The 20697-nt window shown below is 66.6% G+C and carries 20 protein-coding genes and 1 tRNA gene; 8 read left to right on the plus strand and 13 right to left on the minus strand.

Features of this window, described 5'->3' with window-relative positions:
- The first annotated feature begins 47 nt into the window (after nt 1–47).
- The gene (locus tag ACO07K_RS19235) at nt 48–1559 is read left to right on the plus strand and encodes a class I adenylate-forming enzyme family protein (RefSeq protein ID WP_422030640.1); all 1512 of its coding nucleotides are present in this window, start codon (nt 48–50) and stop codon (nt 1557–1559) included.
- A gap of 96 nt (nt 1560–1655) precedes the next feature.
- Here ACO07K_RS19235 and ACO07K_RS19240 read toward each other — a convergent pair whose 3' ends face one another.
- Nucleotides 1656–2663 carry a Bug family tripartite tricarboxylate transporter substrate binding protein gene (locus ACO07K_RS19240; protein WP_422030642.1) on the minus strand — a complete coding sequence of 336 codons (1008 nt, stop codon included), beginning with the start codon at nt 2661–2663 and terminating at the stop codon, nt 1656–1658.
- Between the two features lie 85 nt (nt 2664–2748).
- Nucleotides 2749–4113, minus strand: a complete 1365-nt coding sequence (locus ACO07K_RS19245) for a UbiD family decarboxylase (RefSeq protein ID WP_422030644.1) — start codon at nt 4111–4113, stop codon at nt 2749–2751.
- A gap of 38 nt (nt 4114–4151) precedes the next feature.
- Here ACO07K_RS19245 and ACO07K_RS19250 point away from each other — a divergent pair, with 38 nt between their 5' ends.
- Nucleotides 4152–5171, plus strand: a complete 1020-nt coding sequence (locus ACO07K_RS19250) for an FUSC family protein (protein ID WP_422030646.1) — start codon at nt 4152–4154, stop codon at nt 5169–5171.
- Between the two features lie 22 nt (nt 5172–5193).
- Here ACO07K_RS19250 and ACO07K_RS19255 read toward each other — a convergent pair whose 3' ends face one another.
- Genes ACO07K_RS19255 through ACO07K_RS19270 form a run of 4 tightly spaced genes read right to left on the minus strand, consistent with a single transcriptional unit; the run spans nt 5194 to nt 8282 of the window.
- Nucleotides 5194–5571, minus strand: a complete 378-nt coding sequence (locus ACO07K_RS19255) for a copper resistance protein CopC (RefSeq protein WP_422030648.1) — start codon at nt 5569–5571, stop codon at nt 5194–5196.
- Nucleotides 5568–6191, minus strand: coding sequence for a UbiX family flavin prenyltransferase (locus tag ACO07K_RS19260; RefSeq protein WP_422030650.1), 624 nt, complete (start codon nt 6189–6191; stop codon nt 5568–5570). The genes ACO07K_RS19255 and ACO07K_RS19260 overlap by 4 nt, the downstream gene beginning before the upstream one ends.
- A gap of 11 nt (nt 6192–6202) precedes the next feature.
- Complete coding sequence (locus ACO07K_RS19265) at nt 6203–7831, minus strand: UbiD family decarboxylase domain-containing protein (RefSeq protein WP_422030652.1); 1629 nt, start codon at nt 7829–7831, stop codon at nt 6203–6205.
- 25 nt (nt 7832–7856) lie between these two features.
- The gene (locus ACO07K_RS19270) at nt 7857–8282 is read right to left on the minus strand and encodes an SRPBCC domain-containing protein (protein WP_422030654.1); all 426 of its coding nucleotides are present in this window, start codon (nt 8280–8282) and stop codon (nt 7857–7859) included.
- A 182-nt stretch (nt 8283–8464) separates the two neighbouring features.
- On the opposite strand from ACO07K_RS19270, the gene ACO07K_RS19275 reads away from it, so the two are divergent.
- A tRNA-Arg gene (locus tag ACO07K_RS19275) sits at nt 8465–8541 on the plus strand.
- 232 nt (nt 8542–8773) lie between these two features.
- Nucleotides 8774–9493 (plus strand): alpha/beta family hydrolase, encoded by a 720-nt coding sequence (locus ACO07K_RS19280; RefSeq protein ID WP_422030656.1) that lies wholly within the window; start codon nt 8774–8776, stop codon nt 9491–9493.
- A 141-nt stretch (nt 9494–9634) separates the two neighbouring features.
- Here ACO07K_RS19280 and ACO07K_RS19285 read toward each other — a convergent pair whose 3' ends face one another.
- The gene (locus ACO07K_RS19285) at nt 9635–11242 is read right to left on the minus strand and encodes a GMC family oxidoreductase (RefSeq protein ID WP_422030658.1); all 1608 of its coding nucleotides are present in this window, start codon (nt 11240–11242) and stop codon (nt 9635–9637) included.
- A gap of 155 nt (nt 11243–11397) precedes the next feature.
- Here ACO07K_RS19285 and ACO07K_RS19290 point away from each other — a divergent pair, with 155 nt between their 5' ends.
- Entirely contained in the window at nt 11398–11877 is a 480-nt protein-coding gene (locus tag ACO07K_RS19290; RefSeq protein WP_298309652.1) for a MarR family winged helix-turn-helix transcriptional regulator, read from the plus strand.
- Nucleotides 11878–11895: 18 nt separating this feature from the next.
- Here the strand turns inward: ACO07K_RS19290 and ACO07K_RS19295 are convergent, their stop codons facing one another.
- A complete protein-coding gene (locus tag ACO07K_RS19295; RefSeq protein ID WP_422030660.1) occupies nt 11896–12675 on the minus strand; it encodes an SDR family oxidoreductase in 780 nt (259 codons plus the stop codon).
- Entirely contained in the window at nt 12672–12995 is a 324-nt protein-coding gene (locus tag ACO07K_RS19300) for a nuclear transport factor 2 family protein (RefSeq protein WP_422030662.1), read from the minus strand. Before ACO07K_RS19300 ends, ACO07K_RS19295 begins: the two co-directional genes overlap by 4 nt.
- 107 nt (nt 12996–13102) lie before the next feature.
- Between ACO07K_RS19300 and ACO07K_RS19305 the strand changes: the two genes are divergently transcribed.
- The 3 genes from ACO07K_RS19305 (at nt 13103) to ACO07K_RS19315 (ending at nt 15936) form a co-directional block, all read left to right on the plus strand.
- Nucleotides 13103–14017 carry a LysR substrate-binding domain-containing protein gene (locus tag ACO07K_RS19305; protein ID WP_422030664.1) on the plus strand — a complete coding sequence of 305 codons (915 nt, stop codon included), beginning with the start codon at nt 13103–13105 and terminating at the stop codon, nt 14015–14017.
- 273 nt (nt 14018–14290) lie between these two features.
- The gene (locus ACO07K_RS19310) at nt 14291–15121 is read left to right on the plus strand and encodes an efflux RND transporter periplasmic adaptor subunit (RefSeq protein ID WP_422030666.1); all 831 of its coding nucleotides are present in this window, start codon (nt 14291–14293) and stop codon (nt 15119–15121) included.
- A 185-nt stretch (nt 15122–15306) separates the two neighbouring features.
- Complete coding sequence (locus ACO07K_RS19315) at nt 15307–15936, plus strand: MarC family protein (RefSeq protein WP_298309648.1); 630 nt, start codon at nt 15307–15309, stop codon at nt 15934–15936.
- A gap of 4 nt (nt 15937–15940) precedes the next feature.
- Here ACO07K_RS19315 and ACO07K_RS19320 read toward each other — a convergent pair whose 3' ends face one another.
- The 4 genes from ACO07K_RS19320 to ACO07K_RS19335 form a co-directional block, all read right to left on the minus strand.
- Complete coding sequence (locus ACO07K_RS19320; protein ID WP_422030668.1) at nt 15941–18067, minus strand: adenylate/guanylate cyclase domain-containing protein; 2127 nt, start codon at nt 18065–18067, stop codon at nt 15941–15943.
- 9 nt (nt 18068–18076) lie between these two features.
- On the minus strand, nt 18077–18811 hold the full coding sequence (locus ACO07K_RS19325; RefSeq protein WP_422030670.1) for an RraA family protein: 735 nt from the start codon (nt 18809–18811) through the stop codon (nt 18077–18079).
- A 74-nt stretch (nt 18812–18885) separates the two neighbouring features.
- Nucleotides 18886–19815: a branched-chain amino acid ABC transporter permease gene (locus ACO07K_RS19330; protein ID WP_422030672.1), complete on the minus strand. Its 930-nt coding sequence runs from the start codon at nt 19813–19815 to the stop codon at nt 18886–18888.
- The gene (locus ACO07K_RS19335) at nt 19812–20693 is read right to left on the minus strand and encodes a branched-chain amino acid ABC transporter permease (protein WP_298309644.1); all 882 of its coding nucleotides are present in this window, start codon (nt 20691–20693) and stop codon (nt 19812–19814) included. Before ACO07K_RS19335 ends, ACO07K_RS19330 begins: the two co-directional genes overlap by 4 nt.
- Nucleotides 20694–20697 lie beyond the last annotated feature (4 nt).

Consider the following 20697-nt stretch of genomic DNA (forward strand, 5'->3'; position numbering starts at 1 on the left):
CGGCACGTCGCTTGCAGCGCGATCGTCCGTCTATCAATCAGGGAATCATGGACCTCAAGAACCTCGCCGCCATCCTCGACCCGCAGGCGCCGGCCGACCGCCCCTTCATCATCCAGGTTTCGCCCGAGGGCGACGAACAGCTGCGTCTGGGCTACGGCGAGGCGCGGCTGCGCATCGCCGCCCTGGCGCGCGGCCTGCTGAAGCGCGGGCTCAAACGCGGCGAGGCCGTGGCCATCGTCGCGGCCAACAGCGCCGACTATCTCGTGCTCTACATGGCCACCATGGCGGCCGGGCTCGTGTCGGTCTGCGTCAATCACAAGCTGCCGCGCGAGACGGTGGCGCACATCATGACGGACTCGTCCGTCAAGCTGGCGATCGCCGACGCCGAGCGCGCGCCGCTGGTCGGTGCGGTGGTGCCGACCGTCGCGATGGAGGAACTCGACGGTCTGCTGGACGCAGGTCCGTTCGAGCCGGCCGACATGGCGCCCGAAGAAGTCGCCATGATCCTCTACACGTCGGGCTCCACCGGCCTGCCCAAGGGCGTGCCGCTGACGCATGGCGGCTACCTCTGGGCGACCGGCGCCACGCCCGAGCAGCGGCCCGGCATCGAGGGCCAGAAGATCATCATCGCCGCGCCGCTGTTCCACATGAACGGCCTGTTCAGCGCCAAGATGGCGATGATCAACGGCGGCACGATCGTGCTGATGACGAATTTCACCGCCCGCGGCTTCATCCGTGCCATCGACCGCAATCGCGTCGCGATGATCACCTCGGTGCCGACCATGCTGGCGCTGGTGATGCGCGAGACGGAGGAACTGGCCAAGGCGGACCTCGGCTGCGTCACCACGGCGGTGACCGGCTCGGCGCCCTCGACGGCGGAATTCTTCGAGCAGATGCACCGGATGTTCCCCAATGCCGAGACGGCCAACAGCTGGGGCACCACGGAGTCCGGCCCGCTGGGCTTCGGGCCGCACCCCGACGGCATCGCCAAGCCCATGGGATCGCTGGGCTATCCGCGCGCCAACATCGAGGTGAAGTTCGTCGGCGGCGCAGAGACCGGCGCCACGCAGGGCGTGCTGCACATCCGCACGCCGGCGCTGATGAGCGGCTATCTCAACCGCGAGGCCGACACGAAGAAGCGCCTGATCGACGGCTGGTACGACACCGGCGACGTGATGCGCCGCGACGAGAACGGCTTCGTCTTCTTCGTCGGCCGCGCCGACGACATGTTCCAGTGCGCCGGCGAGAACGTCTATCCGGGCGAGGTCGAGAAGCTGCTGGGCCAGCATCCCGACGTGGCCCAGGCCTGCGTCGTGCCGGTGCCGGACGAGATCAAGTACCAGCTCCCGGTCGCGTTCGTCGTCGCCAAGCCGGGTGCGTCACCGACGGAAGAAGCCTTGCGCCGTTTCGCCCTCGACAACGGTCCCGCCTACGCCCATCCCCGCGCGGTGTGGTTCGTCGACGAGCTGCCACTCGCGGGAACCAACAAGATCGACCGCAAGACCCTGGTCGACCGCGCCGTCGCGACCTACGCGCGCGACGGCGCGAAGCGTGTCTGACTTGTCATCCTGAGCGCAGCGAAGGATCTCCCGCCAGCTACGCCGTTCTTTGGTCGTTCCGTGAGGTCCTTCGCTGCGCTCAGGACGACACCGATCTCACGAATCCGCCGTGAACCCGATCTTCTTCACGATCGGACCCCAACGGTCGTAGCTCTCCTTGAGGAGCGCACCGAGTTCCTGCGGGGTCGAGGACTTCACCTCGAGGCCCATGACGGCGAGGCCGTCGATCACGTCCTTCTGCGCGAGTGCGGCGCGCAGCGCTTCGTTCGCGCGCATCACGACCGGCGCCGGCGCGCCGCCCGGGGCGAAGAAGCCGAACCATTCGGAGAAGACCAGGTCCTTGTAGCCCTGCTCGGCGAAGGTCGGGACGTTCGGTGCAAAGCGGCTGCGGGTCGCGCCCGAGACGCCGAGGAGGCGCGCCTTGCCGGCGGCGACCTGCTGGGTGAACTCGCCGACCGGGCCGGACACGGCCTGGATCTGGCCGCCGATCATGTCCTGCACCGCGGGCTGCGTGCCGCGATAGGCGACATGCTTCAACTCGACGCCGCCCGCCTGGCCCAGCAGCACGCCGATGAAGTGCGGCACCGAACCGGAGGCCGGCGAGCCGTAATTGGCCTTGTCGGGGTTGGCCTTGCACCAGGCCAGGAACTCCGGAATGTTCTTCACGCTCTCGGGCACGGCCGGGCCGACGCAGAAGCCGAAGTCGAAGGTGCAGGCGAGCGTTACCGGCGTCACGTCGGTGAAGGCGTCGTAGGCCAGCTTCTTGTAGATGTGCGGATAGATCATCAGCATCGAGGCCGGCGTCTGCAGGATCACGCTGCCGTCGGTCGCCGCGCCCTTCATCGACTGGATGGCGATCTGGCCGCCGGCGCCAGGCTTGTTCTCGACGATCGCCATCTTCGTGTAGGAGGTGCCCTTCAGCCCCTCGGCGACGCGGCGGCACAGCGTGTCGGACGTGCCGCCCGGCGGGAATCCGGTGACGATGCGCACGGATTCGAGCGGCGCGGTGCCCTGCGCGCCGGCGCGGCCCGCGAGTCCCAGGGTGGCGAGCACTGCAGCAGCGCCCGAAGCGCGGACGAACCCGCGGCGGTTCTGGTCGTTCATCTCATTCCTCCCGGTCGGTTCTTGTGGGCGGAATGTCGCTGAAACGCGACGTGCCGCCAAGCCCAACCGACGCTTTCCGGCAGCACTATTTGCGAATCGCCGCGTCGAGTTCGGGCAGGGGGAAGTCCTTCCAGCCCGCGACCTCGGAAACTTCCGGGAACTCCTCGCCGAACGGCTTGGTGGCATCGATTCCCACCGAGGACGAATAGCCGCCGTCGGTATAGGGATCGAGCGGCGCGGCGGCGGTGCGGTCGACGACGAAGACATCCTGGCTCGGCTTGACGCGGAACGACTGCGCCCATTCGACCTCGGCGGCGTTGCGGATGTCGATGTCGGGATCGACGGCGATCACCCACTTGGGATGGAGGTTGCCGGCCATGGTGGCGAGGATGGCCTGCCGTGCCTCGCCCTCGTAGCGCGGCTTCATGGCGATCACGACATAGGTCTGCACGCCGCCCGAGCTGTTGATCGAAATGTCCGAGAGGGTCGGGAACTGCGCCTGGAGCTGGCGCAGGATCGAGGTCTCGAAGGGGATCTGCTTCAGGACATGGTTCTCGGTGATCGGCTTGCCGGTCAGCAGACCCTGGAAGATCGCGTTCCTGCGATGGGTTATCGCCGTGATCCGGGCGACAGGCTTGGGCGATGCCGGCGTGTAGTAGCCGGTATATTCGCCCAGCGGGCCTTCCATCTTCTGGGTCTTCGTATCGACGACGAACTCGATCACGATCTCGGCCCAGGCCGGCACCTTCAGATCGTTGCTGACGGCTTTGACCAGTTCGACCGGCGCGCCGCGCAGGCCGCCGGCGACGAACCAGTCGTTGGTCGCGTCGCTCGACTGCACCTGGCAGGAGAACATGGTGAGCGGATCGACGCCGATGGCGACCGCGCCGTGCAGTTCCTTCCCCATCGCGACGGCATGGGCCATGTTCTTGCCGAAGCGATGGTTCGGCGCGGAAAACACGCCCAGCTCCCTCGGCCCATGCACCTGAAATCGGTAGTTGCCGATGTCGGGAATGCCGCTCTCGGGATTCTCCGACACCACGATCCCGGCAGTGATGTAGGGGCCGCCATCCTTGGGACTGTAGATCGGCACCGGCAGCTTGGTCACGTCGATCGAATCGCCGGTCAGCACGACTTCCTGGCAGGGCGCCGTGCCCTTGAAGTCGACGGGACCCACCGGTTCGCCGATGCCATTCAGCACCCTGTCATGGATCGTCTGCTCGGTGGCCTCGAACGCCTTCAGCGCGAGCCGGCGGTTGCCGTAGACGCCGGCCACCAGCGGGAAGTCCGTCCCCGTCTGCGTGAACAGCAGCGCCGGCCCCTGGACCGCGCTCGTCCTGGCGAGCGCCCTGGCGATGTCGTACCTGGGCGAAACGGGACGTGCGATCTCGACGAGTTCGCCCGCATTCTTCAGTTCCGTCAGGAAGGCGCGCAGATCCTGATAGGGCATGGTCAATCCGTCCTCGCGGTTCTCGGGTACAAAGGGTGATGCGCAGACTGTTCGCCGACATCCATCGCCACGACATCGAGGCCGCCGTTCGCGTCGCGGCGGCGGTGGGCCTGCCGCTGCTGGCGCTGGACGCGATCGGTCGTCTCGATCTCGCCGTCTATGCCGCGTTCGGCGGCCTGGCGATGCTCTATGGCCATAGCGAGCCGGCGAAGAAGCGGGTCGAAAGCCAGATCGTCGCCGGCACGGGCCTGGTCGTTACCATGGCGGTCGCCATGGCCTGGTCCGCCTCGCAAGCCCCTCTCGCGGTGCTGGGCGCGCTGCTCGTCCTGACCGTGATCGCGGCCGTCACACTCGGCTCCGCGATGCGCTGGATACCGCGCGGAGAGATGTTCTTCGTGCTGGTACTGCTGATCATCGCGGCCATTCCCACGAAATGGGAAAGCCTGCCGCTCGCCCTCGCCGTCGGTGCGGGCGGCGCGGCCTTCTCGGTGCTGCTGGCGGTGATCAACGGCATCGGCGCGCTGCCCGGTGAGGAGAAACCCGAAGGATGGCGACGGCGCATCGCTTCGGGCTATGCCGACCTCGACCGCCGCCAGCATCTGGTCGTGCTGGCGGCCGCTACGCTCGGCGTGCTCGCAGCGTGGTCCCTGGCCCTGGCCCTGGCCCTGGGCATCGGCCATCCCTTCTGGGCGGCCGTCACCGTCGCCGCCCTGATGCCGGCGCTGGCCGCGAAAGAGGTCTGGCGCCGTGCCGTCCACCTGATGGTGGGCACGCTCGGAGGAGTGGCCATCGCCGCCCTGCTGTTCTCCTTCGAACCCGGCCCTCTCGCGCTGATCGCCATCATCGTGATTTGCCAGGCGGTCGCCGAAATCGCGGTCTCGCGCAACTACGGCGTCGCCCTGCTCTTCTTCTGTCCACTGGCCATCGGCATGAGCAACCTGAGCCGCGGCGCTCCCTGGCCGCCCATCCTGGTGGACCGGGTGGCCGAGGCCGCGCTGGGCGTGGCGGTCGCCTTCCTCACGATCTTCGCAGGCCGCAGGATCCTCAAGGTGACCTGAACGGACGGCCGGCACGCGGCGCCTACTGGTCGGAGACCTGAAAGGGGATGTCACCCGCTTTGGCCTTCGTCCCCTGCACCGTGATCACCGCCCAGTGCAGCACGTAGTTGCCGGGCGGCAGGGTCGGCGCAGCGGCGAACAGCACTTCCGGGGCCGATTCCAGACGCGGGTGCAGGCGCTCGATCACCTTGTCGCCCTGCTTGATGACCAGGGTCGACTTGATGTGATCGACCGGCCGGTCGAAGCGCACGAAGAAGGCGCTGCTCTTGAGGCCGATCCGGGCATGGGCCGCCGGTGTCGACTCGAGCACGTGGACCTCGCCCGACGGTTGCTGGGCGCGCACCGCGGAAGTCATCGCCGCCATCATCAGGACGGCGATCGCCAGGCGTCGCGTCATCATTTGCCGCTCCGGCGCTTGGCGAGGGACGGCTTCTCCACGCCGGAGGGGCCGCTCCATCGCGGGAAGGTCTTGGTGTCGAGGCCGAACAGGTCGAGCACGCGCGCGACGGAATGCGTCACGATGTCGTCGACCGTCCTGGGCCGCGTGTAGAAGGCCGGCGACGGCACCGCGACGATGGCGCCCATCTCGGTGACGGCCAGCATGCTCTTGATGTGGCCGGCATGCAGCGGCGTCTCGCGGAACATCAGTACGACCCGCCGGCGCTCCTTCAGGCAGACGTCGGCGGCGCGGGAGACGAGCCCCGAGGTCACCCCCGTCGCGATCTCGCTCAGGGTGCGCACCGAGCACGGCGCCACGATCATGCCCATCGTCTGGAACGAGCCGCTCGAGATCGACGCGGCAATATCGCCCGGCGCATAGACGTGATCGGCCAGCGCGCGCAGCTCCGAGGCCGACACATCGGTTTCGAGCGAGCGCGTCTGGTCGCCCGCCTTCGAGATCACGAGATGGCTCTCGATCTTCAGCGCCCGCAGCGCCTCGAGCACGCGGATGCCGTAGACCGTCCCCGACGCGCCGGTGATGCCGACCACCATGCGCCGAACGGGTTCGCTTGCTGCCATTTTGATTGTCCTCAGCCGCCGGTCTTGATGTGGCGCGGGTCCGAGTGGTTCAGCGGCGCAGGCTTCGCCTCCCACGAGAACGGTGTGTCGGAGAGCGTGTAGCGGTACCACGGCGGATCGTTGCTGCGGCCGAGCCTGTGCCGCAGGTTGCCGAAGGCGCGGTAGAGCACCGGATAGGGCTGGCCGTGATACTGCTTCAGGATGTCGTGCCAGGCGCGCGGCTCGGCGCGGATGAACGCCTCCATGTCCCCGGTCAGCTCGTCTTCCGTCATGATCTTCAGCCCGGCCGGCGGATCGCCGAGGTCGGTGACGGTGCTGCGCACGAACTCGTTGGGGTTCCACTCCGGTCCCAGCGGCACCGTGCAGTCCATGCCGATCTTGGAGGAAATGCCGAGCGTCGTGCTCTTGGGATCGACGGTCATGGTGTTGAGCCCGTCGAGGCGCACCGTGTCCTTGTCCGGCATGTAACGGTAAGCCATGGCGGCCAGCACGGCCTGGTCGTCCCAGATGTCGACGTCGGTGTCGAACACCATGGCGATCTTCGGAAGTCCCTGCTTGGAACAGGTCAGCATGATGCCCAGCGCCTGCTTGGAATCGCCGGCCCCCAGCGGATGGATCTTGGCGTAGGCGATGTTGGACAGGCCGCCCAGCGGACAGCGCACCTCGCGCACGTCGATGCCGCCCTGCTTCAGCCCGTTGAACAGGTCGGCCTCGATCGCCGGCAGCTGCAGCATGTTGTCGGTGTACCAGGGATGCAGCCCGCCGATCGTGCAATGCTGGAAGATGCCGCCCTTGCGGTAGGTCATCGCCTTCACCTTGAGGCGATAATTGTGCTTGATGCCGCCGCCGTACATGCCGGTGAACTCGCCGTACGGGCCCTCGTCGTAGACCAGCCCCTCCAGCGCCATCAGCTCGCACTCGAGCACGATCTCGGCATTGGCCGGCACCATCACGTCGATGGTCTCGCACTTGATCATCTTCGCCGGCGCGCCGTAGAAGGCGCCCAGCACCTCGAAATCGTCGGTGTCGGTGGTGACGCCGACCAGCGCCGAAATCTTGTCGATGGTCGGACCGCCCAGCACGATCGCGACCTCGAGATTCTGCCCCTTCGCCGCCGCCGCCATCGCGTGGATGCGCTGGCGGTGCGAGGTGCAGGTCATGTCGACCGACTTCTCGTTCTTCGTCCGGAACATCGAGCGGTAGATGCCCCAGTCGTAGACGCCGGTGTCGGGATGCTTGCTGATGAAGAGATTGTCGTTGGTGTAGGCGTGGCCGTCGCGATCATGGTGCAGGAACAGCGGCAGGCGGGTCAGGTCGACATCGTCGCCCTTGAGGATCACCTCCTTGCAGGGCGCCGTCGTCACCGTCTCCCACTTCACCCGGCCCTTGGAGCGCGCCACCATCTCGAGGCCGGTCCGCGTCTTGTCGCAGCCCATGGCCCAGGCGAACATCTCCTGGTTGGAATAGGCGTTGGCCAGCACCGAGAACTCGGTGTCCTTGATCTTCTCGATCAGGACGGCCTTGGTCGGATTGGCCTCCATGAGCTTGGGAACCTGATCGACTCGCACTTCGTCGGTGATGCGCACGAGGAAGCCCGCTTTGTCCATCGCGTCGACAAAGTCGGAAAGGGACTGCTGCATTGTCTGACCCGAATGAAGAGGAAAATCAGGAATAGGCCGGTGCGGTCCTGCCATGCTCGGCGAAGGCCCTGAGGTGATGCAGCATCATGCCCCAGAGGGCATTGCACTTCTCGAAGTTGCCCTTCTGATGCGGCCAGCCGGAATGGGCGAAGGTGAGATGGACCCGGCCGTGCGGCGTCTGGCCGAGATGGAACGAAACGCTGGTGCCGGCCGCATCGCCTGGCCCGTCGACGCACTTCCAGACGATGGCGTCTGCTCCCTGCGACGCGACTTCCCAGACGAACTTCGGTCCGTCGGCATATTTCAGGGTCCACTGGCTCCCTACGCCCGCGCCGCCCGAGACCTCGGCCATGGTCCAGCCCTTGAGCCCCTGGAGGGTCGTGAGGGCTTCATGGACCTTGGCGGCATCCGCCTTGATGTTGACGGCGTGACGAAGAGCGTGATCGGACACAGTGCACCTCCCGAAAACCTTATCTGCCACGCGGGAATAGCGCGGCTAGCATGTGCGGCGGGACCTTATCAGTCAGGCTGAAGCGTTCAACTTCGAGCGTCCGGCCGAGCGAATACCGGCTTCCGAGGCCCCGAGTCCGCTCGTTGCGCAGCAGAGCCCCCTCCGGTATGTTCCGCCGCGCTGGACCCGTAGCTCAGCTGGATAGAGCGCTGCCCTCCGAAGGCAGAGGTCGTGAGTTCGAATCTCGCCGGGTCCGCCATTTTACCCTTTGGAATCAATCTAATGCCCTCGGTGCTTTTGCACGGATCGGGCAGAGCGGCGCCACAAGAACCCTCGCGCGCTGGGGTACATCGCCGAGACGCGCGTTGTGACTCTGTTCCTTGCAACGAACCCCGTTCACCTCTTATTGGCAGGTGATGTCTTCACCCTCTCCTCCTTTTGGATCGGCGGTTCACGCCGTTCCATGAGTGCACTTGGGGAATGTCAGTTTGATGTTTGGTTCTGCGTATTTCCTTGCAGGCGATTCGTTTCTCAAGAACACGGCTGTCGAGGATGCACTCCGGCCGCGGCTTGCGCCGTTCTTCTCGAACTGGATCGGCAGAAAGGAGATCAGAGTTCGGAGCGAGGAATCGCAATCGAACCTCACTGTATCGAAGCGCGTCGCCCTGTTGGAGAAACTGGTTCCAAGCAATGAGGAAGCAGGGCAGCAAGTCCTGATTGGAAGATCATCCGGCGGACGCGTGGCGTCTTTGTTTGCCATGCATCGGCCGGTTAAGGCGGTCATTTGCTTTGCTTACCCGTTCCGCCATCCGCGGAGTGTCCTGGAGCCGCTTCGCTTCAGCCACCTGGCCCATATCACGGTGCCGACGCTGATCTTCCAGGGGATGCGGGATAGTTACGGAGCAATGGACATCACCGAGAACTACGCTCTTTCACCGGCTGTAACCGTAAGATTTGTAGACACCGACCACGATTTTGATTTGTCACCGTCCGAGTGGGACGTGGTTGCCCGGAAGGCAATGAAGTTCCTGGACAGCGTTGGGCAACGATTGCCGGCTGAGGGGTCGCGTTTCGACGAGGCCTTCTACCGGAGCACTCATGCGGATGTGGCGGCGGCGATCGCCGCTGGGGAGTTCGTCTCCGGTGAACATCATTTCAACGTGAAGGGACGTAGTCAGGGGCGACGCTTCCGGCTTCTGGCCGACACTTGAGATTCTAGAATTTGGTCAAGGTCGGACGGTCGGCAGTGGTCCAGATGGTGCGTTCAGCACCATGGGGCGGCTGTTTCATCGGAAGCGTTGGGGTGCAAGCGGCGACGCCGGGGCCCCGCAGGGCCCCGGCACAGCGGCAGGTCAGAGACCGTGGTCCTCCCGCATCATCTCGGCGGCGCGTTCGCCGATGACGGCGCAGGGGGCCTGGGTGTTGCCGGTGGTGACCCGCGGCATGATCGAGCCGTCGGCCACCCGCAGCCCGCTGACGCCGTAGACACGCAGCGTCGCGTCCACGACCGACATGTCGTCCCGCCCCATCCGGGCGGTGCCGCTCTGGTGCCAGTAGGTGACGGCGGCGTCGCGGATGTAGGCGTCGAGGTCCTCGCCCTTCACCTCGCCCGGCATGGCTTCGCCGGTGACGAAGGGACGGAAGGCCTGGGCGTTACCCAGGGCGCGGCAGAGCTCGATACAGGACGAGGCCGCCGTCATGTCCCTGGCGTCCGACAGGAAGTTCGCGTCGATCGCCAGCGCCGCGGTCGGATCGGCGCTCTGCAGGCGCAGGCGTCCCCGGCTCTCGGGGTGGGCGAGGCCTGCGAACATCGTCCAGCCGTGGGCCGGCACGCCGCGCAGCGCCGTGCGTTCGCTCGGCACCGGGAACTCGACCTGGCAGAACAGCAGGTCGGGCGCGTCGAGGTCGGGCCGGCTCTTCCAGTACATCGTCGCCTCGCTGCCGCTGTTGCGGGGCGCCAGAGGCTCCGACAAGGCCCAGGTACAGCCGAAGGACACATGGTCCTGTAGGTTGCGCCCGACCCCCGGCAGGTTCTGCACGAGCGGGATGCCGAAGCGCTCCAGCTGGCGACGCTCGCCGATCCCGGAATGCATCAGGACCTTCGGCGTCTGGAGGGCGCCCAGCGACAGCACGACTTCCGTCCGCGCGCCGATGGTCATCGTCCGTCCGCCCTGCACGAGTTCGACCCCGGTCGCCCGCGTGCCCTGGAAGACGACCCGCTTCACGAGCGCGCCGGTGAGCACGGTCAGGTTCGGGCGATCGAGCCAGGGATGGACATAGGCGCGGTACAGCGACTGGCGGCGCCCGTCGCGCACCAGCATGTCGGTGATCGCCGCACCGCCCTCCTGCTCCATCATGCGCCCGTTGGGATGGTCGAACACGGGGATGTCGAGTTCGCGCGCGGCGTCGAGCATCGCGAGCGCGAGCGGGCTCGGCGAGGCAGCGGGCTGCACCCAGACCGGCCCTCCGGTGCCGCGATAGGCGGGGTCGGGATGGCCCTGCCAGTCCTCGATCCGGCGATAGAGGCCGAGCACGTTCTCGTAGCCCCAGCGCGGATCGCCTGCCTCCGACGCGAAGAACTCCCAGTCGCTCTTATGTCCCCGGGCCCAGACCATCACATTGATGCTCGACCCGCCGCCCAGCCCCTTGCCCATGGACATCGGGATCTCGCGGCCGTTGAGATGAGGGTTGGGTTCGGCCCGGAATCCCCAGTCGCGTTCGCCGCCGAGATTGGTGGGCCACAGGGCCGGGTTGAGGACGGCTTCGGCATCGTCGCTGCCGCCCGCCTCGAGCAGCAGGACCTGGACGTCGGCATTCTCGGCCAGCCGCCGCGCAATCACCGACCCGGAGGAGCCGGCGCCGCACACGATGAAGTCGTAGCCGGGCCGAAGCGCCGCCGTCAGCCGCGCCTGGTTCTCCCGCCCGCGCCGGACGGAGTCTGAAGCATCATAGTCGTTCATGAGTCGGCTCCTGGGGTTAATATGTCTCGATATTTATTATCGCGATATCATTCAGATGGTGTCGGCGGCCGACCTCGTCAACCGAAACAATTATCGCGATATGATTTTCCCGGCTAAACTCCGGGCGATGGTGCCGGCGAGGGCAGGAGGCGAACGTGAAGAAGGCGAAGAACGGGACCGGCACGCCGGTCCCTCTCGAGGATCAGCTCTGCTACTCGATCTATTCGGCGAACATGGCGATCCAGCGCGCCTACAAACCCCTGCTCGACGGGCTGGGGCTGACCTATCCGCAGTATCTCGTGCTCAACGTTCTCTGGAGCGAAGACCGCCGGGCCGTCGGCGTCATCGCCGACCAGCTCGGGCTCGAGTCGAGCACGCTGACGCCGCTGCTGAAGCGCCTGGAAGAGGCCGGGCTGGTGCGCCGGACCCGCAATCCCGAGAACGAGCGGCAGGTGCTGGTGGAGCTCACCGAACCGGGCCGGGCCTTGCGCGCCCGGGCCGGCTGCCTGGGCGAGGCGCTGCTTTCGGTTTCCGGGGAGACCGCGCCGCGACTGGCGGCCCTCAACACCCATGTCCGCCGCCTGCGCGACGCAATCTATGCCAGGATCGGCGGCTGGAACCTGTCGGGCCGATAGAAGCGTCCCGCTCCTCTCTCACGCGGTCGGAATCGTGCCGCCGTCGATGACGTACTCCGCGCCGGTGATGGTCGCGGCGCGATCCGAGGCCAGGAAGGCGATGAGATTCGCGACCTCCGCCGGGCTCGAGGGCCGGCCGATCGGAATGCCGCCCAGGGCCCGCATGACGATCTCCCGGCCGCCCGCGCTGTCGACCCCGGCGTCCAGTGCGATCCGTTCCGTGAGCCGGACGGCGGCTTCGGTCTCGATCCAGCCCGGCTGCACGCGCACGACGCGCACGCCCCGGGGCGAGACCTCCTTGGACAGGCTCTTGCTGTAGGTGGACAGCGCCGCCTTGGCGGCGGCATAGGCCGTCGTCGACTCCGGCAGCGGCAGCCGGCTCTGGATCGAGCCGACATGAATGACGACGCCGCGGCCGCGCTCGACCATCGCGGGTACGAGCGCGCGGTCCAGCCGCACGGCCGGCATCAGATTGAGCTCGAGCTCGCTCGTCCACTCGGCGTCGCCCAGCGCCGCGAAGCCGCCGGCCGGCGCCGAGGAACCGCCGAGCATGTGCACGAGGATATCGATGTCGCCCAGCCGCTCGCGCGCCGCCTCGGCCAGGTCGGCGCAGCCCTCGGCCGTGGTGAGATCCGCCGCGACGAACCCGGATACGGGCACCGCCTCGGGACGCGATCGCGCCGTCGTGAGGACACGCGCGCCGAGGTCCCGCAAGAGCGCGACCGTCGCTGCGCCGGCGCCGCGAGTGCCCGACGTCACCAGGGCGGTCCTGCCTTCGAGGTCGAGGAAGCCGCTCATGCGCCGATCCTCAACGCCGCGATCTTTCCCCCGGCGATCCGGAAGGCGAACGTCAGCATCGCCGGGCTGCCCGGAAAGCGCCCGGTCACCTGGGCGCGGACCACGGTCAGTGCCGCCTCCTCCGCGACCTCGCGCGGCTCGGCCACATGACCGTACTGCGCCTTGGCGGCGCGCCACCAGGCTGCGATGGCGTCATGCCCGACATGTGTCCGTCCTTCATCCGTCACGACGCCATCGGGCGCGAAAGCGGAGAGCGGCGCGGCGTCGCCGCCGGCCTTGTCGGCTGCGAAGTAGGTTTCCAGGGGCGCTGGCAGCTTCATGGTCTTTCCTCCTGAATGTGTCCCGTGGCCCACGATGTACGCGTGGACAGGCATCCCGATAAGAAGGACAAATCGGGACGTCTTGTCCCGTAATTAAGGATAATGATATGTCGCGCCTGCTGCTCAATGAACTCGACGCCGTGGTCGCGATTGCCCGTGCGGGCTCGTTCCGCGCCGCCGCGCAGGGGCTCGGCATGTCGACGACGGGGCTGAGCAATGCCGTCGCGAAGCTGGAGGCGCGCGTGGGCGTGCGCCTGTTCAACCGGACGACGCGCAGCGTTTCCCTGACCGATGCCGGCCGCGCTTTCGTCGAACAGGTGAGTCCGGCCCTGCGCGACATCCATGGCGCCCTCGACGCCGCCCGCTCCCGGCAGGCCACCCCTTCCGGGACGCTGCGCATCAATGCCTTCGCCGCCGGCGCCCGTGAGATCATTTCCCCGCTCGTTCTGGCGTTTCTGCGCCGCCATCGGGAGGTGCACGTGGATCTCGTGACCGAGGGCCGGCTGGTCGACATCGTCGCCGACGGATTCGATCTCGGCCTGCGCCGGGCCGACCTCGTGCCTGCCGACATGATCGCCGTGCCGCTCGGCCGGCCGCAGCGCCATGCCGTCGTTGCCTCGCCCGCCTACTTCGAGCGGCAGGGAAAGCCGGGCGTGCCGACGGATCTCGCGCGGCATTCCTGCATCCGGACCCGTCTGCCCAACGGGGCGCTGTTCAGATGGCACTTCGAGAAGCGCGGCGAGACGGTCCAGATCGAGGTGACGGGTCCGATCACGCTGGACGAAGCGAGCCTCGCCCGCGTCGCCGTCCTGGACGGTCTCGGTATCGGCTACTTCCTCGAGCAGGATGTGCGCGACGACATCGAAGCCCGGCGCCTCATCCGTGTGCTCGACGACTGGACGCCGCCCATCGCCGATCTCTGCCTCTACTATCCCGGCCGGCGCAATCCATCGGCCGCTCTCAAGGCCTTCATCGCGCTGGCCCGCGAACTCGGCAGGAAGAAGGGGCGCGAAGCGGGCTGATCGTCCGCATTAAACCAAGGTATGGGCCGGCCACCCGAACGCTCAGGACCGACAACCTTACGGGCGATGCACATCCGATCGCCGAACGCGGTACGCAGCGTCAACCTGATATCGGGAGGCTGCAGCATGTGTCTGGAACATCTCCGTCGCTTCGGGCGCAAGACGGGGGCCATGCAGGTCGCAGCGCTCGCCCTTGCCTGCGCGATCGCCATGACAGGCCCAGCCCGCGCGCAAGCGCCGGGCCCACGATTCGCGGAGTCAAACGAAGCTCCGATGCCCGTCGTCACGGCGTCGGCGGCCCTGCGAACCGTGCCAGTCTATCTGAAGAGCGTCGGCACGGCCGTCGCCAGCAGGACCACCGTCGTTCGCAGCGCGGTCGACGGCAAACTCACGGAGATCGACTTCACGGCGGGTCAACGGGTGGTGGCGGGTGATCTTCTCGCGCGGGTCGAGGCGCGCGCCGATCAGGCTCGGGGGGAGCCGGACGCCACCGAAATTCGCGCGCCCGCGTCGGGCATGGTGGGAGGAGCGCTCCGGCATGTCGGAGACAGGGTTTCTCCCGGGGACGAGACAGGCATCGTCACCATCAGCCGCACCGATCCCATTTCCGTCGTCTTCGCCCTGCCGGAGGCGATGCTTCGCGCAGTCCGGGAGAGGCTGCTCCAGGGCAGCCTTCCGGTGAAGGCCTATGATCACGACAAGGTCCATGCCCTGGCCGTAGGTCACCTGCGGCGCGGTGAGCAGGAGTCCCAACAGGGGACGGATAAAGGTGAACTGGTGGCCACGTTCGAGAATGCGGATCGCGCATTGTCCCCCGGCATGCGCGTCGACGTGCTGGTTCCCGCACATGCGACACGCACCGCCCTTGCCATACCCCTGGCCGCGGTGCGGCGTTCCTCCGCGGGCTACTACACCTACATGGTCACGAGGCACGCAACGGCTCACGTCCGACCGCTCACCCTGGGAATCGTCACCGGTGATTTCGTGGTCGTCCGCGAAGGACTGCGGCCCGGCGACGTGATCGTGACGGACGGCCAGGAACAACTGACCGAAGGAAGCCACGTCGCGATCGTCGAGGGTCCGTCACCCAGACCATCGGAGTGACCAACGGGCTGCCCGTTCAGGAGCGCTTTTGCGCTTCTTGATCGGGGGCGCGTGACCTAGACTCGTTCCACTACGTTGCAAGCGGTTCACCCGGCAGGGGCCCGAGCGTTCTCGAGGGCAGCGATCGCTCTTCGATCCTCAGCGAAACCCACGCCTTCGGCGGGGCAACAGCAAAGGGCACCCTCGTGGCTCCGACATTCCTCAACCACTTCTTCTACGAGTTCGTCACCCTGATCGTGATCCTCGATCCGGTGGCCACCGTGCCGATCTTCCTGATGGTCACCGCCGGGCTGCCGCGGCGACAGGCGCTGCTGGTCGCGGCCTATGCGGTGGGAGTCGCGTTCCTGATCATGCTCTTCTTCATCCTGGTCGGCCGGCCACTTCTCTCGGCGCTCCACATACCGATGGCGTCGTTCCAGCTTGCGGGTTCGCTGATCCTGTTGCTGTTCGGGCTGAAGATGGTGCTGGGCAAGGTGACCGAGGAAGCCGCCTCCCTGCCGCCGGATGCGACTCCGCTGCAACGCGCCGTCTTTCCCCTCGCCGTTCCCGGAATCGCCGGCGCGGGGGCAATCCTCACGGTCGTGCTGCTGACCGACAACACTGTGCGCTCGTTCGGCGAGCAGGTCACGACGACGGCGATCCTGGCCCTCTGCCTCTCGCTTCTCTTCGTGTCCTATGCGTTGGCAGGAACCCTCGTCCGCCTGCTCGGCAAACCCGGCATCGAGATCGTGAGCCGGGTCTTCGGCCTCATCCTGTCGAGCATCGCCGTCACCGGACTGGTGATCGCCATCAAGCTGAGCTTCGGTCTCGGCTGAAGGCTCAGAGCCTCAGCACCCAGGCTTCGACGTGTCCCTTGCCCTTGACCTCGATCTCGCCGCGCGATTCGAAGACGAACTGGTCCTTGAGCTTCTCGTAGACCGGCCGCGTGACCTGCACCGAGTCGGGAATGCCGCCCGATTCCATGCGGCTCGCCAGGTTCACCGTGTCGCCCCAGAGGTCGTAGATGTACTTGCTCTTGCCGATGACCCCGGCCACCACCGGACCGCTGTTGATGCCGACACGCAGCTTCATCGACACGCCATGCTCCATCGCGTGTTCGCGCGTGATGTGGACCATGCGGATCGCCATGCGGACCATCCGTTCGGCATGGTTGGGCACGGGAACCGGCAGGCCGCACACCGCCATGTAGGCATCGCCCACGGTCTTGATCTTCTCGATCCCGAGTTCGCTCGCCGCAACGTCGAAGCGGGTGAACAGGCCGTTCAGCAGGGTCACCACCTCGGCCGGCGGCATCTCCGACGACAGCGCCGTGAATCCCACCAGATCGGCAAAGGCTACTGTGACCTCAGCGAAGCCGTCGGCGATCCCCTTCTCGCCGCCACGCAGACGATTGGCGATCGGCGCCGGCAGCACGTTGAGCAGGAGTTCCTCGTTCTCCCGGTTCTTCGTTTCGATGACCAGATTCTTCTGGTTGATGTCATCGATCATGCCGTTGAAGGCGAGGCAGAGCTGTCCGATCTCGTCGCGCGTCCGCACCGGTACATGCGCCTCGAAATCTCCAGCCGCGAAGCGGCGTACGCCGGCGGTGAGTTCGCGCAAGGGTCCGAGCAGCGACCGCGAGAGCCAGGCCCCCGTCACCACCACGACGAAGAAGGCGATCGCCCCTACGATCAGCAGGTCGCGTTCCAGTCGGTACACCGGCTCGAACGCTTCCGAACTGTCGATCTTGGCGACCAGGCCCCATTTGATACCGGAAGTCCGGACAGGCCCCCAAGACGCGAGGGTGGGAACACCGCGATAGCCTAGAATTTCTCCAACCCCCTCGACCCCGCCGACCGCGGCGCGTGTCGCTGCGGTATCCGCATGCTGGTGCAGGATGGGCGAGCCGAAACGCTTGATGGCAGCGATGTCCTCATCGGAGGCGCCCCCGACCTTCAGATCGGAAAAATAGACACCGGGATTCTCGAAGAAATTGCGGCCGCTCGACCGAACCATGAGATCGGGACCGACCAGGTAGGTCTCGCCGGTGGCCCCAAATCCCTCGTTGCGCCAGCGTCGGCCACCCGTAACGATGGCGTCGATCTCGTCGACCGAAAGTTCCGCGACCAGCACCCCCGTCACAACACCCTGGTCGATGATCGGGGCGGCCATGAAGGCTTCCGGAGCGCCATCCGACGGCAGGTAGGCCGAGAAGTCCTCGAGGCAGGTGGCAGACGGATCGGGCGCCGTTGCGCAGCGGGCAGCCGCCGCGGCCAGGTTGGAATGCCGATAGGGCCCCGCGCGCAGCGACGTGGCGAAATCGGCATCCTTGTCGACGGTGTAGATCAGCCGCCCGGTGCGGGGGTCGACGATCATGAAATCATCGAACCCCACAGTGGCCGCCGCGGTCCGCATCAGCGGATGGTAAACCGCATGGACCTTGCTGTAGGCGCTGCCGTCGCCGGCATCGTCCAGGAGATCGCGGCGACCGTCCGGGTGGGGGTTCCTGACGATATAGAGGTCTTGCAGGAAATACGGGGCCGCGCTGGTCGGCATGAATTCGGCGGCAGGAACATCCGTGCCGAGCAGCTTGCGTACCATCGGCATGTAGTGGCCATCGTACCAGCCGTGAACGCTCTCCTTCACCTCGGGCGGCACGGGCTGCTTTTCGAACTCGTCGACGGCCTCGCGAAAGCCGCGCGTGGCGTCCACCACCATCTTGGACGCCGCCAGCAACCGCATCTCACGGCGCACGGTCAGAAAATAGGATTCGATCTGGTGGGCCTTGGTCTCGCGCGCCGCCGTGAGCTGCGCGAAGATCGCGCGCTCCAGTGCCTCGCGGGCGCGAATGTAGCCCAGGACGCCTGTGATCATGACCGCGACCGCGCCCAGCAGCAGCAGGATCGCGAACAGCTTGGCCGCCAGGCCCCAGCGTACAGACCGTGGCTCGGCGACGGTCTCGGTCATGCCGCGCCTCTATCCCTTCTTGGCGCCGTAAGTGCCGCCGGAGTTGATGGCGCGGATCTCGGCCGCGCTCTTGGCCTTGCGCATCTTCTCGAGCTTCTCGGCCTCGTCGGCCAGCATGGCCTGGGCGTTCGTCAGCACCGCGCGCGCATGCTGGGCGGGGAACTTGACCGCGCCGTTCTCGTCCATGTGGATCAGCTCGCCCGGCGCCACGTCCATGCCGCCGACCGACACGGGCGCATTGACCGACTGCACCGCCATTTCGCCATGGCCGGCCGTCACGCCGCCCAGCAGCATCTGGAACTTCATGCGCCGGATCGCGTCGACGTCGCGCGACGGGCCGTTGGACAACAGGCCGACACACCCGACCGCCTGCATTGAGGTCGTCATCATCTCGCCCGCGAGGCCCGCCTTGTTCATCAGCTCGGGCGGCCACTTCTGCTGGATGACCAGGATCGTCGGCTTCTTCATGGCGTCGAGCGCGTCGACCACGTCCATGAAGGTGAGCCGGCCGGCGAAGTTCGGATCCGGCAGGCCATACACGCAGGTCACGGCATAGCCGATGATGGCCCCCATCTCGGGGTACATGCAGCGGATCGACGTGTCGGTGTACCAGTTCTCGGTCCAGGGATTGTAGAGGCCGAGGCAGAGGGGATTCTTCGGATAGGTCGCCACGACATTGGTGATGGTCGGCGTGTCGATCTTGCGCAGCTCGGCGAACAGCTGGTCTTCGGAAAGCTCGGTCATGTCGATGGTTTCCCCTGGATACGGGCTCGTTCTTCGCGCGAATGACGGCGGCGGGCAAGCCCCCGCCCCATCGCTCAGCGTGCCTGTCGCCGCTTCCACCATTCCGCAAGCTCGCCGACCACACCCTTGCGGAAGGCGAGCACGATGACCACGAAGATCGCGCCCTGGATCACCAGGACGAACTCGCCGGTCGCGGCGAGGTAGTTCTGCATCGTGATGATGATGAAGGCGCCGACCACCGGGCCGACGATCGTGCCCAGGCCGCCCACGAGCGCCATCAGAACGACCTCGCCCGACATGGCCGCACTCACGTCCGTGAGGGTGGCGAACTGGAGCACCATGGCTTTGGTCGCCCCGGCGAGGCCGGCCAGCGCCGCCGAGAGCACGAAGGCCAGCAGCTTGTAGCGGTCGGCCTCGTAGCCCAGCGACTGCGCGCGCTGTTCGTTGTCGCGAATGGCCTTCAGCACCTGCCCGAACGGCGAATGGATGATTCGGTAGATGGCGCAGTAGCCGAACACGAAGATGGCCAGGACGACGTAGTAGAGGACGCGATCGTCCTTGGTCGGTATGAGCCCGCCCAGCAGCGCCTTGCGCGGAATGCCCTGCAGCCCGTCCTCGCCGTGCGTGAACGGCGCCTGGACGCAGAAGAAGTAGATCATCTGCGCGAAGGCCAGCGTGATCATGGCGAAGTAGATGCCCTGGCGGCGGATCGCCAGCGCGCCCGTCACCAGACCGACCAGCGCCGCGCCGCAGACCCCGGCCAGCAGGCCGAGTTCCGGCGGCATGTCCCAGGCCTTCACGACATGGCCGAAGAAGTAGCCCGCGGTCCCGAAGAACATGGCGTGGCCGAAGCTCATCAGCCCGACATAGCCCAGCAGCAGGTTGAAGGCGCAGGCGAACAGCGCGAAGCACAGCGCCGTCATCAGGAACACCGGATAGGCGAACCAGGGCGCGGCCAGCGCGAGGACGGCCAGGACGGCGACGAGGAGGCGTTGCGCGTTCATTTGGTCTGCCCGAACAGGCCGGCCGGCTTGACCAGCAGGACGAGCGCCATGACGACGAAGATCACCGTGTTGGAAGCCGGCGGATAGAAGACCTTGGTCAGGCCCTCGACGAGGCCGAGGCCGAAGCCGGTGACGATCGAGCCCATGATCGAGCCCATGCCACCGATCACAACGACCGCGAAGACGACCAGCACGAGGTTGACGCCCATCAGGGCCGAGACCTGCTGGATCGGCGCGGCGAGCACGCCGGCCAGCGCCGCAAGCGCCACGCCCAGCCCATAGGTGAGGGTGATCAGCCGCGGCACGTTGATGCCGAAGGCCCGAACCAACGTCGGGTTCTCGGTCGCCGCCCGCAGGTAGGCGCCGAGCTTGGTACGCTCGATGCCGTACCAGGTGGCGAGACAGATCACGAGCGCCGCCACCACGACGAAGGCGCGATAGGTCGGCAGGAACATGAAGCCGAGATTGAAACCGCCCGGGATCGGGTTGGGATAGGGCGCGCCGGACGAGCCCCACTTCCACTGGAAGAGGCCTTCGATCACCAGCGCGAGGCCGAAGGTCAGCAGGAAGCCGTAGAGGTGATCGAGATGGTAGATGCGTTTCAACATCAGCTTCTCGAGCACGATGCCGAACAGGCCCACGATGATGGGGGCGATGACGAGCGCTGCCCAGAACGGCACATCGAGGAGGCCGAGCAGCAGCCAGGCGGCGAAGGCCCCCATCATGTACTGGGCGCCGTGCGTGAAGTTGATGACGTTCAGCATGCCGAAAATGACGGCAAGGCCGAGGCTGAGCATGGCGTAGAAAGCGCCGTTGATCAGGCCGAGCAGGAGCTGGCCGAACAGCGCCTGGGGAGGAATGCCTAGAAGTTCGAACATGGCG

It is taken from the genome of Reyranella sp., from assembly GCF_965228225.1.
In the GTDB taxonomy this organism is placed as follows: Bacteria; Pseudomonadota; Alphaproteobacteria; order Reyranellales; family Reyranellaceae; genus Reyranella.

What these genes read in the sequence shown, in the direction of transcription:
- ACO07K_RS19235 (WP_422030640.1), top strand. Translation starts at nt 48, where the DNA reads ATGGACCTCAAGAACCTCGCCGCCATCCTCGACCCGCAGGCGCCGGCC.
- ACO07K_RS19240 (WP_422030642.1), bottom strand. Translation starts at nt 2,663, where the DNA reads ATGAACGACCAGAACCGCCGCGGGTTCGTCCGCGCTTCGGGCGCTGCT.
- ACO07K_RS19245 (WP_422030644.1), bottom strand. Translation starts at nt 4,113, where the DNA reads ATGCCCTATCAGGATCTGCGCGCCTTCCTGACGGAACTGAAGAATGCG.
- ACO07K_RS19250 (WP_422030646.1), top strand. Translation starts at nt 4,152, where the DNA reads ATGCGCAGACTGTTCGCCGACATCCATCGCCACGACATCGAGGCCGCC.
- ACO07K_RS19255 (WP_422030648.1), bottom strand. Translation starts at nt 5,571, where the DNA reads ATGATGACGCGACGCCTGGCGATCGCCGTCCTGATGATGGCGGCGATG.
- ACO07K_RS19260 (WP_422030650.1), bottom strand. Translation starts at nt 6,191, where the DNA reads ATGGCAGCAAGCGAACCCGTTCGGCGCATGGTGGTCGGCATCACCGGC.
- ACO07K_RS19265 (WP_422030652.1), bottom strand. Translation starts at nt 7,831, where the DNA reads ATGCAGCAGTCCCTTTCCGACTTTGTCGACGCGATGGACAAAGCGGGC.
- ACO07K_RS19280 (WP_422030656.1), top strand. Translation starts at nt 8,774, where the DNA reads ATGTTTGGTTCTGCGTATTTCCTTGCAGGCGATTCGTTTCTCAAGAAC.
- ACO07K_RS19285 (WP_422030658.1), bottom strand. Translation starts at nt 11,242, where the DNA reads ATGAACGACTATGATGCTTCAGACTCCGTCCGGCGCGGGCGGGAGAAC.
- ACO07K_RS19295 (WP_422030660.1), bottom strand. Translation starts at nt 12,675, where the DNA reads ATGAGCGGCTTCCTCGACCTCGAAGGCAGGACCGCCCTGGTGACGTCG.
- ACO07K_RS19300 (WP_422030662.1), bottom strand. Translation starts at nt 12,995, where the DNA reads ATGAAGCTGCCAGCGCCCCTGGAAACCTACTTCGCAGCCGACAAGGCC.
- ACO07K_RS19305 (WP_422030664.1), top strand. Translation starts at nt 13,103, where the DNA reads ATGTCGCGCCTGCTGCTCAATGAACTCGACGCCGTGGTCGCGATTGCC.
- ACO07K_RS19310 (WP_422030666.1), top strand. Translation starts at nt 14,291, where the DNA reads ATGCCCGTCGTCACGGCGTCGGCGGCCCTGCGAACCGTGCCAGTCTAT.
- ACO07K_RS19320 (WP_422030668.1), bottom strand. Translation starts at nt 18,067, where the DNA reads ATGACCGAGACCGTCGCCGAGCCACGGTCTGTACGCTGGGGCCTGGCG.
- ACO07K_RS19325 (WP_422030670.1), bottom strand. Translation starts at nt 18,811, where the DNA reads ATGACCGAGCTTTCCGAAGACCAGCTGTTCGCCGAGCTGCGCAAGATC.
- ACO07K_RS19330 (WP_422030672.1), bottom strand. Translation starts at nt 19,815, where the DNA reads ATGAACGCGCAACGCCTCCTCGTCGCCGTCCTGGCCGTCCTCGCGCTG.
- ACO07K_RS19335 (WP_298309644.1), bottom strand. Translation starts at nt 20,693, where the DNA reads ATGTTCGAACTTCTAGGCATTCCTCCCCAGGCGCTGTTCGGCCAGCTC.